The sequence below is a fragment of the Vreelandella lionensis genome, from assembly GCF_002087295.1.
In the GTDB taxonomy this organism is placed as follows: domain Bacteria; phylum Pseudomonadota; class Gammaproteobacteria; order Pseudomonadales; family Halomonadaceae; genus Vreelandella; species Vreelandella lionensis.
This window is the reverse complement of the sequence record NZ_MWVI01000016.1, coordinates 1-10,858: the sequence shown is the minus strand read 5'-3', so window position 1 is coordinate 10,858 and position 10,858 is coordinate 1. Positions and strand designations below refer to the sequence as shown.

Genomic DNA, 10,858 nt, shown 5'->3' with positions numbered 1-10,858 from the left:
CGGTGGCCAGTTTTACTTGACCACTACACTTTGGCAACCAGGGTTATGCTGCCGTCGGCGTCCAATTCATTAACATGACTACTCCTCAGACAGAGGCGCTATTTCGATTTGTGTCAGAGTCCGAGCGTGAGGCCTCCTACCGCACTGGGGCTAAGGATAAACTGGACTACCACTCTTCACTGTTTATCCCTGGGGCGAAGGAGCAAAAACTTTTACAGCGTGAGACCCATGGAAACGAGAAACGGACACGCCTATCACCAATGGAACGGGGTGTGATGGAAGTGGCTCACCAACTCCAGGTGGGACTCATGTATATGAAGGCCCGTCATCTGTTTCCCGGAGTGATCTTTTACGACTGCGTTGACACTCTACGCTATCTAGTCGAGCAAGATCGCAAGGCGTTTCTCTATGCGTTATCTTTCTTACGTGACGAACCGGACTGGGTTCGCCATGCCGTACAGGTGACGGCTCAGTTAGCCGACATGATGCTGGCGCGTGATCCGCACTCCTCACGTGTACGTGAAGCCATGCTAGGGGCGTTGCTACATACCCTGGGTAAACCACTGCTGGTCAACGCTGAGTTACCATCGCTTAAGATCAACATGAACCCAACGCAGAAGGAGATTCTCAGAGGTCACGTGACCGTGCTTTGTGACAAGCTGAAAGAGCTTAAATGGACACCTAGTTCCACTTGCCGACAAGTCATTGAGAATGCTAACGAGCGTCTAGATGGCTCGGGCTACCCGGCGGGCAAGCGAGGTAATGAGCTGTCTGACCTAGTGCGTCTAGTTTCCGTGATTAAAGCAATCAACAAACTGATGCATTCGCGCAACGGCATCCCGCCCCATACACCGTTGGATGCTTATCGTATGATTCATGAGGCTACTACTGCCTATGACAGAACAGTGCTGGTGGAATACATACAGGCCTATGGCCTCTACCCTATCGGCAGTCTAGCTAAATTCTCGGGAGGATTTCTCGCTTGGGTCATGGATATCGACAGCAAGTGCATGCCAACACAAGTTCATATTGTCAAGAATCTACGCTTCCCTGACACTAACATTAGCAGTGTCATTGGCAGCGACGATTTTTCACAGCTTGGAAAATTGGAGGGTATTGTTAACCCGGCCGACTACGGCGTAAAAGTCGTGAAGGCATAACCCAAAACACTACAGTGGTTATTCTGTTGCCAAATCCGAAACGGCTCGGTTACGCCCAGCACGTTTTGCAGTGTAGAGCGCTTGATCAGCCTGAGCCATCATTTGGCCCAATGGGTCAGAATGGTTCTCAGGCTGGCGGGCAATACCTAGACTAATCGACATTTTTATCGGCAAGGACTCTTTACTTCCAAGCACTTTAACGTAGAAAGGCTCATCAGCTACGCTTCTTCGTAGGCGTTCTGCCAACACGATGGCTTGATCATCCTGCATATTCCTGGCGAGAACAGCAAACTCTTCACCTCCTAGACGTACAAGCCAATCATCTGCTCGAAGCTCATGCTGTAGTCGCTCCACCATTAACTTCAACAGGGCATCCCCAACCGGATGACCATAGGTGTCGTTGACCTGCTTGAAATGATCAATATCAAACAGAATAAAGTGTCTTGAACTCTTAACATGTGTGTCTGCTTCAAGGTAGCGCTCTAAGCCTCGTCGGTTAAGAGCACCGGTTAGAGCATCTCGTTCGGAGTCAGCCTGCACCTTCTCTTCATGCTGTTTGCGCTGCCTAATATCGACCAGCAAGCCGGCCACAGCAACCGGCTCCCCCTGTTCATTGCATTGAAACTCGGCAATGATTTCGTGCCAAACCCACTCTGAATTGTCGAACCGTACTCGAGCATCTAGGCGCAACTGGGTAGGTGTTACATCACTATAAATCTTCCTTAAGTGAGACCAGAGTCTAGCTCGATCTTTCTTATGGAGACGGGCAAGCAAACGCCTCAGTGGCACGCGCGGATAAGTTTTCGGATAACCCAGTGTCGATTTTAGTGTTTGTGAACACCATACGCGCCCATTGCGCAAACTGATTTCCCAGACACCGCAGTCGGCCACCTTGTGAAACAGCTCTATCTGACGAGAACGATGGCTCAGTTGGTAACGGTAGAGAGCCGCTGCGATCAATTGTCCGGCGGCGGTTAGCAAGTCAAGACCCGGCCCTCTCCAGCTAACAGCACGCTCACAGTCATCGACTCCCAAAGTGCCCCACCAACGATTATTCACAAAGATAGGCACTGTTGCCATGGATTGGATTCCTTGGCTTTCAAGATGTCGCCGCAGTGGTCCGGCAGGCATGATGGGGACACAGATATCATGGCATCCTCCCAACTTGCGCTCTTCGACTAGCTGGCGATATTCGGGGTCCTTGAGAGAGGAGGAGAAGAAGCGAAAGCGCCGCTGGCTCAACTGACGATAGCGATCGGAAGCGGCCCATTCGAAGACATAGTCTTGAATTACCGCCTCAGGCTGTATCTCCAAAAGCTGGAAAATCCAAACACGGCTAGCCCTAGTCGCAGGACCCAATTCAGCTAACAAACGATCGACACCGTCTGCCCAGTGCTCTGCGTCCATCAAAGCACTACCCCCCTGCTCAGTGCTGCTAAGCAATCACAGGCATTGACCGTCACCGAGAAAACAAGGGGCGCTGCTAAAGAGTTAGGGGATCGGCTCATTGGACGCTCTTGTTTTATCAATAAGAGAGCTATTGCAGATAGCATCGTTAATCTTATCCTGCAAGCCAACCCTATTAAACTCACAGAATAGAATCTAGAACCATAATTGACGGTTCTGGTAATTTTAACCAGGTCGTTAACCAACAAAGCGTAAAGGCAACGCTGGCTATACCCCCGCCGCTCCACGATGGCAACGAGTGCGAACAATACGGCAGCACCCAGAAGATACCATTGATTATTTTTCGATCATCCCGCTTGAGCCTGCCCATGATTTGAGGGGCGACACGATAATTTCAACCTATGCCCTGCCGTCATCAGAGTTCTCGTAACGTTCAACCACTCCTTTCCCCTATGCTGCTTTTGTAAAGAGGACATTAGCAAATAGAGCTTTTCGTATAAAAATCAGCTTGCTGCTGAGCAAGCCATGTGACGAGGCTATCTAGCGGCATAGGCCTAGCAAACAAGTACCCTTGGAACACATCACAGCCCAGTGACATTAAGTAGTCGTGCTGCTCTGGTATCTCGATTCCCTCAGCGACGACTCGAAGGTCTAGCTCCTGGGCTAACGTAATAATACCCTGCAGATAGCAGCATTTTTATCACTCTTAGCAGCATCCTGTACGAAACTACGGTCAATCTTGATCTTATCAATAGGCAGATCCCGTAAATATCGCAAGCTCGAAAAGCCGGTACCAAAGTCGTAAATACTGGTACTGACCCCCATACCACTTAGAGCGTTGAGAATATCAATAGCTCCATCAGTATCATGCATCAATATCCCTTCGGTAAGCTCCAGCTCTAGATGTTCTGGTGCTAGCTCTGTTTCTTTCAGTACGTGGCGCAACGTGCTCAGAAAGTTAGGGCGGTGAAACTGCAAGGGCGATAAGTTGACCGCCATACGCCCTGTTAGCAGCCCTTCCGACACTAACCGATGTGCATCTTTACATGCTTGACGCATGACCCAGCGGCTTAGCGGGATGATTTGGCCCGTCTCCTCCGCCATGGGAATAAAGGTTGCCGGAGAGATAAAGCCTTTGGTCGGGTGATGCCAGCGGACCAGGGCTTCTAACCCATCAACATGACCGGCCCTATTTAGCAACGGTTGGTAGTGCAGACTGAGATGCCCTTGCTCGATAGCTTCCTGCAGCTCACATCGCAAACTAACACGCTGACTCAGCTTACTATCGAGATCTTCGGTAAAAAGCTCATAGGTGTTACGCCCCTGTTGCTTAGCTTTATACATCGCCATATCGGCATGCTGAAGCAGTCGCTCAGGTTCATCTAGCCCACCGCGATTTACCGCAATCCCAATGCTGGCCGAGACATGGAGCTCATGCCCACTGACTCGATGTGCTTTGTTCAGGTCTTCCAGCAGCCGACTGGCGACTTCTTCCGCTTCACTAGGATGGTTTAGGTCAGGAAGCAGGAGCACAAACTCATCACCCCCCAGGCGGGCTAGCGTATCGCTAGTCCGTAGGCCCTGCTGCAGACGCTCTGCCACGCTGATCAAGAACTGATCACCCACCTTGTGGCCGAGCGTATCGTTGATGGGTTTGAATTCATCTAGGTCAATAAACAGCACGGCTAACGTCTGCCCACTACGAGCGGCTAGCTCCACATCGTGGGCAAGATGATCACTAAACAAAGCACGGTTTCCAAGGCCTGTCAGTACATCATGGGTCGCCTGATAGGCTAGTTGACTCTCCTGCTCTTTACGTTCTGAAATATCGTTCATAATGCCCACAAAGTGAGTGACGTGCTGATCCGCATCACGCACGGGCGATAGAAATAGCTGATTCCAAAAAGAGGTGCCATCACGCCGATAGGCGCGCATAGTGGTCGATAGACTGTCACCGTTCTGGACGGCTGTGTTAATTTGCTCAATATCATTGGGTGCTGTCTTGCTACCCACCAGAAAAACTGGCGATTGGCCAAGCACTTCCTGTTCCAGATAGCCCGTCATTTGTGTAAAGGCTGGGTTAACGTAGACAACCGGGCTTCCATCTTCACGAACGTCGAAGATAACGGCACCGTTATTGCTGGCTTCAAGGCTACGCTCCAGAATGTTTAGCCTCTCCTCAGTGATTACCCGCACGGTGCTATCTTTCGCGATACCAAACACCCCGTCGATCTCCCCATTGACGATAATGGGTAGCATCAATACATCTAGATACTTGGGAGCAGCTCCCTCACGGGTATAGCACATGGTGTAGCTATATGGCCTTCCTTGGGAAGCAGCACGGAAGGCCATTTCCGTCTGCTCGATATCTGCTCGTGAACAGGCAGGTTCACAAATCACGCAACGGAAGTGCCGGTTCAACAGTTCGCTTTCTCGGAAACCAATAATCGACTCAGTCACCGGGTTGAAGCTGCGGTAGTTACCCTCTTTATCAAACGCAAAGACAGCATCTGGGTTTTGGGTAAATAGCGAGCTAAAGCGCTGCTCGCTAAGCTGCAGGGCAGCCGCTTGTTGGTCTCGAATCGCTACCAGCGAGCGGCTGATAATCAACTGATAGGAGAACACTAGTCCCAAAAGGCCGAATACGACCGGCAAAGCACCGGGCAAACTGGCAATAGGCAGCGGCCCATCGAGCGCTGAAATTGTAAAGGTCGGCCCTCCAGGAAGGGTCACTTCACGGGAAGCAAATACCCGAGGCGTAATCCCTTCATGCCAATCTTGGGCCGCTAGCGTTCCCCACGTTCTATCGTGTGACGTGTAGGTGACTGTGAAACCGCCCGTATCCAGATGGCGCTGTTTGCGGATGATGGCAGCGAAGTCAATAGCGGTCAGCATGGTGTTCTGCCCACCATCAAGGGAGACCGCTAAGAGACCAAGGCCACTGCGCTCAGGTTCTGGAAAATGCCAACTAAGACGTCGGCTTAGCTCCCCTTGTTGGCGAAGCCAGCCGAGCGTTATGGGGTTCACTAGCTGATCCATCAACCACAACAGATCTTCAGGTTCACGTCCTACTCGCCAACGTGTCTGAGACTGAGGCCCCAAGTAGGCGATGGCCTGTAAGCTTGGCTCATCATTCATCAGGGTGTGCATTTCTACTTGCTGGACATCAGGATTTGGGGCGTCTCCTAATGCTAGCCACCGCGCGGTAAGGCGTTCAATTAAGCGGGTATCTGTTTCAACACGCTGCAACAACCCATCAGCTATATTGCTCACTAAATTCTCGGCACTAGTAACGCGAGCATGATATTGCACCCAACTGCCGGCTAACCAGATCAATAGGCTAGCCGTGACGCCTAACACTCCAGCTATGATGGCAGAGCGTGGCAGTAACAGCACCGGACAATAGAGTTGACGCACAATGATTAACAAGCCCACGCCGAATAACAGGCAAAAAACACTACCTGTAGCCGTTAGACCTGCCACTGACGTAGAAGAAGTTTGCATGATCAAGGGGTAAGCGAGGGTAGCAATACCCACCCCGCTCGCTACCCAGCCGATCACACGGTAGCAGCGTTGAGTGTAAATAGAGGTTTGTGGCAATAAGCAACATCCCCCCATAACCAGAACCAGGAGTGCCGGCATAGGCGCTAAGCGAGGCCTTCCATTGAGCCATGACAGATCAACATCTATCGATGGAGCAAAGAGGTGTTGCCCAAGGCTATAACCTCCTAGCACAACCATAAGACCACCTGCTGCTAAGCGTCGCCATTTTGACTGTTGGCTCAGTAGAGCCAGAAGGCCAAAACTCACCAACAGCACTGCCAAGTTACCATCTGGGCTGAGGCGCCACTGCGGAGGTAACGGTACGTAAGCAACAAGGTCAAGCAGATAAATGCTAAGCCCCATCAAGAAACTGCTAGTGAGCAGGATTAACAGCCACGCCTGGATGGCAAGACGACGGTTACTTTGGTTCATCTGTTGTTATAGTCCTTCGACGACGGAATTAAACAAGGCATCGCCTTTATGTAGAGCAAACGCCATCCCTCCTTTAGGCCGTGGGCGACCGTGGAAGGTTGCGCTGTTATACACGTTTAGGAAGCAGGCGCAACCATAGATGGAGTCAGAGAATATGATGTAGCTCTTCCATACAAAATTTAACCTTTCAACCATAGTCATCCGGCCCTGCCTATGTGGCCAATCAACATCAAGGGTGACCCCCCTAGCTTGAGGAAGGCGCTAATGATTGCAAAACCAGAAGTTTGAAATGGGGAATCTAAAGCAGGGAGTGCTGAGGCCAAAAAAACGGAGTAACGCAGTTATCGGTTAACCCGCTCTCAACGTTTTCTAGCCAGTGTGGCAGAGCCGAGCACCAATAACCGCTTCAGCCTGGGCAAGATCAAGCAGTGAAATGCTAGTGACCGCAGGGGCTTAAGAGAAATAGCGAATAAAATTTATTTTGGCTTGCTTTGTTCCCAAGCGAGACGCTCAGATAACGACCATCGCACCACCGCTCGTGAGCAAATTCTTACAGGCGGAGGCAGAAGCCAGCCTTTCAGCCAACACTAAAGAGTTGAGTGCGAAATTTTATAACGTTTACAGACACATAAATCAGTAAGATGCCGATTTTCTTCTTCAGCTATGCTCATAGTCCAACCTCTTGTGAGTGTAGATTTTTAACTCATGAGCAGATTAAAAAAGTCAGCCAAAGAAGTAGAAAATAAGACATACAAAATCGCAGCGCACATCGACAACTTTTTGGTACTTAAAAATCAGCGCCTTGCAAAACGACTCCTGTACACTCTTGGCCACACAAGCATCGTAGTAGTATGCATCATGCGTTTTAGTACTTGAAAATCTAAGGAAACCAGCGTTAAGAGCGATGATTTTGCTCAAATAAAAATAAGGCAAGCTATTGATTTAACTGGCGTCCCTGGCAGGAGTCGAACCTGCGACCTGCCGCTTAGGAGGCGGCTGCTCTATCCTACTGAGCTGCAGGGACTTACGGGGCGCATAGTATAGCGTGTTGCTCCGCGACGGCCAACCGGGCCACCTCAAATCCATCCGACTAACCGCAGCGCAAAGATACCAAGCGTTACCGTTAAGCTCGCCATTAAGGTGGTAATCGCGATGATATTAGCCGCCAGGGCGACGTTGCCATTTATGGCTTTCACCATAACAAAGCTTGCCGCGGCAGTGGGGCTGGCGAAGAACAGAAAGAGTAGCCCAAGCTGGCTGCCTGAAAAGCCCATTAGCCATGCGGCTATTGTGGAAAGCACCGGTAAAATCACCATTTTCATACTGCTAGCGCTAAACGCTACTTGGCTTCCTTCACGCATGCTGCTCACAGAAAGCGTCGCGCCGATGCATATCAGCGCTAGCGGCAGCGTCAGGGAAGCAAAGTAGTTGCCAGAAGTCATAACCCAGATAGTTCACGATATTGAAAATGCCGTGAATGGTAGCGCGGCAAAAACGGATAGGATCAGTGGGTTTTTGACAATATGCCCCAGCAGGCTGCGCCAATCGGGAGATTGCCCCGGTTGATAGGCGGCCAGCGCCACCACGGAAAGCGCGTTGTACATCACAATCACCACGCCCAGCAGCAGGCTACCCGCTGATAATCCATAGTTACCGTACATCCCTGCCGCTAGCGCCAGCCCCACCACTCCGCAGTTACCGCGAAATGCGCCTTGCACGTAGATGCCTCGATCTGCCACCGGCACCCGGAAATGCGCCCACCCCCAGCTGAACAGAAACTGGCCTAATGTGGCTACCGCCAAAAATAGCAAAAGCGGCACATCCAATGCGACGCTCAGGTCAGCTTTGACTAGACTCAGAAAAATCAGCGTTGGCAGCGTGGCTTTAAACACCAGTGCAGAGGCGGTCGATATGAACTCGCTATCAATCCACCCAAGTCGCTTAAGGGCAATACCGATGAACACCATAGCAAAGACTGGCAGGGTGACATCTAGTGTGCGGGTAAACAGCTCAAGTAGGTCCACAAAAGCTCTCTCAGTCGAATAAGCATCCCCTTATGTTCTACCGTTGACAGAGATTTGTCGACTCGCTAGACAGTTACCGCGCCATAAGGGAAAGTAAGCATAAACGCGCATCGTCACTTATAGGTCACTTATGGTACTGCCAGGCAGCCCCGAATATGAAGAACAGCGCCTTCTTACCCTCAAGCGCTATACTTTGGGTGATCTATCGGCTGACCAACACCTTGATCGTATTACTCGTCTAGCCGCTACTTACTGCGATGTTCCCCTTGCGATGATCACTCTGGTTGATAACGAGCAAGTATGGGTCAAAAGCAGCGTAGGCGACTTTCCCCGCACCCTAGTACGCCAACAATCCTTTTGCGCCACAGCGATCCAGCAACAGCAGCTGTATGAAATTGTTGATGCACGCAAAGACCCTATTCACCAGCACTCACCGCTGGTAACCGCATCGCCTCCTATTGTGTTTTATGCGGGCATGCCGCTTGTGGCAGATAATGGCAATATTATCGGTACGCTTTGTGTGATGGATCGGCAGCCTCGCCAACTATCTGATGAACAGCGTGATCTACTGTTTCAGCTCGCCAAAAGCATCGTGCTTCAGTTTGAGCATTATTTGACCCTGCGTGCTTACCATGCGATTGGCACGCGGCGATTGGCTTATGGGAAATGGATGTTCCCAGCCGTGCCACGCATTGGAATGAGGTGGTGAACGAGCTGTACGATGTCGATAAGCGCGATACCCGCACATTTGAACAGCGGATGCAGGCCTATACGCTAGAGGACCGTGCGCGCTTAACCAATGCCATCGACGCAGCCATTGAGCAACGCAAAGCATTTAACGATACGTTCCAACTGATCACTGTCTCGGGTGAACCGCGCTGGGTTCGCATTACGGGCAACCCATTAGTGGTCGAGGGCAACGTGGTGCAGCTTATTGGCACCATGCTGGATGTGACACCACGCAAACGGGTGGAAACGCAGCTGCTACGGCAGCAGGCGTTAGAGCGTGCGATTATGCGCGCCCAGGCCAGTTTTATCGATGAACAGGGCAATGCCAAAGCGCTTAACCCGTTGCTGGATGATCTTCTTGCCCTCACCTCAAGTGAGTATGGCTTTATTGGCGAAGTGCTCTATGAGAGTGCTGACAGCCCCTATTTGGTCGCCCATGCAATTACCGATATCACTTGGGATGAACCATCGCGGCTTTTTTTCGCTAAAAACGCCCCAGAAGGCATGATCTTTAGCAATCTCGATACGCTGTTTGGCCATGTCATGCGCCATGAAGAAGTGGTGATTTCAAATACCCCCGCTAGCGACCCGAGGAGCGGAGGGTTGCCACCTGGGCATCCTGCGTTAAATGCATTTCTTGGCGTACCGATTCACTCCCATGGCCAGTGTATTGCCATGATTGGACTCGCTAAACGCCCAACTGGCTATGATACGGCCCTAGTAGATTTTCTTGCCCCATTGCTAGGCAGTATTGGGCAATTCATTAACAATTTACGTCACTCTCGCCAACAGTACACCGATCAGCAGGCTATCGCTCGTCTTTCGATGGTGGCTAAAAACACCAGCAATGGGGTGGTGATTACGGATGCCCATGGAAAAGTGGAATGGATTAATGATGGCTTCACACGGCTAAGCGGCTACTCGTTTGAGGAAATTGTAGGTAAAAAGCCAGGCCAGCTTGTCCAGGGTAAAGCAACAGACCGCTCGACGACGCAGCGCATTGCCCACGCTATTCGTCATCGCCAGCGCTTTGAGGAAGAACTGCTGAATTACCGTAAGGACGGCACGCCTTATTGGGTGCATATTAGCTGTAATCCCCTACCGGCAACCGAACAAACCGGTGGTGGTTTTATTGCTATTCAATCGGATATTACAGAAACGAAGCGCCACGAAGAAGCGCTTTACAAAGCAGCGAATATTGATGAGCTCACCGGCTTGCCTAATCAGCGTTTAGCGCGCGCACAGCTTGAAAAGCTCACTCAGCAGCCCGAGCCAATGTCAGTGTATGTGCTAAACTTGATGACTTTAATCTGCTTAATGACCTATTTGGCTACCCTGCCGGGAACGATATTTTAAAGCGCATTGCAAAGCGACTTGAAGCGCTGGTGGAACCTCTAAAAGAGCTAGGTATGGCAGGTCGGCTAAGTGGTGAAGAGTTTGTTATAGCTGCCCCCACCCACCGCATGAGTGAAGCAGCGCTTCATCGAGCCATTAAACAACCACTTCATGTGCATGGGCACACGCTAAAACTGACTACCTCCTGAATCCGTGAAGCCGGCGCCG

General features: G+C 50.9%; 5 protein-coding genes, 1 tRNA gene and 2 pseudogenes. 4 read left to right on the top strand and 4 right to left on the bottom strand.

Translation table 11 applies throughout. The features are described 5' to 3' along the window. Positions 1 to 275 precede the first annotated feature (275 nt). Positions 276 to 1,160 (top strand): HD-GYP domain-containing protein, encoded by an 885-nt coding sequence (locus B4967_RS02135; RefSeq protein ID WP_243470275.1) that lies wholly within the window; start codon positions 276 to 278, stop codon positions 1,158 to 1,160. 18 nt (positions 1,161 to 1,178) lie between these two features. Here the strand turns inward: B4967_RS02135 and B4967_RS02130 are convergent, their stop codons facing one another. From B4967_RS02130 to B4967_RS02110, 4 genes and pseudogenes are all read right to left on the bottom strand, one after another. Beyond that, positions 1,179 to 2,567, bottom strand: a complete 1,389-nt coding sequence (locus B4967_RS02130; protein ID WP_083023279.1) for a sensor domain-containing diguanylate cyclase — start codon at positions 2,565 to 2,567, stop codon at positions 1,179 to 1,181. Between the two features lie 475 nt (positions 2,568 to 3,042). Then, a pseudogene (locus B4967_RS02120) lies at positions 3,043 to 5,462 on the bottom strand (putative bifunctional diguanylate cyclase/phosphodiesterase). Positions 5,463 to 7,489: 2,027 nt separating this feature from the next. Continuing rightward, positions 7,490 to 7,566, bottom strand: a tRNA-Arg gene (locus B4967_RS02115). A 52-nt stretch (positions 7,567 to 7,618) separates the two neighbouring features. Further along, a pseudogene (locus B4967_RS02110) lies at positions 7,619 to 8,566 on the bottom strand (AEC family transporter). Between the two features lie 130 nt (positions 8,567 to 8,696). Between B4967_RS02110 and B4967_RS02105 the strand changes: the two are divergent. The 3 genes from B4967_RS02105 to B4967_RS21165 are packed head-to-tail and all read left to right on the top strand — an operon-like array spanning position 8,697 to position 10,839. Further along, a complete protein-coding gene (locus B4967_RS02105; protein WP_083023273.1) occupies positions 8,697 to 9,275 on the top strand; it encodes a GAF domain-containing protein in 579 nt (192 codons plus the stop codon). Next, the gene (locus B4967_RS02100) at positions 9,272 to 10,651 is read left to right on the top strand and encodes a PAS domain-containing protein (RefSeq protein ID WP_161491462.1); all 1,380 of its coding nucleotides are present in this window, start codon (positions 9,272 to 9,274) and stop codon (positions 10,649 to 10,651) included. The genes B4967_RS02105 and B4967_RS02100 overlap by 4 nt, the downstream gene beginning before the upstream one ends. Next, on the top strand, positions 10,606 to 10,839 hold the full coding sequence (locus tag B4967_RS21165) for a diguanylate cyclase domain-containing protein (protein ID WP_083023270.1): 234 nt from the start codon (positions 10,606 to 10,608) through the stop codon (positions 10,837 to 10,839). The genes B4967_RS02100 and B4967_RS21165 overlap by 46 nt, the downstream gene beginning before the upstream one ends. The last annotated feature ends 19 nt before the right edge of the window (positions 10,840 to 10,858 follow it).

Coding starts and splice junctions, on each gene's coding strand:
- B4967_RS02135 (WP_243470275.1), top strand. CDS start 276: ATGGAAGTGGCTCACCAACTCCAGGTGGGACTCATGTATATGAAGGCC.
- B4967_RS02105 (WP_083023273.1), top strand. CDS start 8,697: ATGGTACTGCCAGGCAGCCCCGAATATGAAGAACAGCGCCTTCTTACC.
- B4967_RS02130 (WP_083023279.1), bottom strand. CDS start 2,567: ATGGACGCAGAGCACTGGGCAGACGGTGTCGATCGTTTGTTAGCTGAA.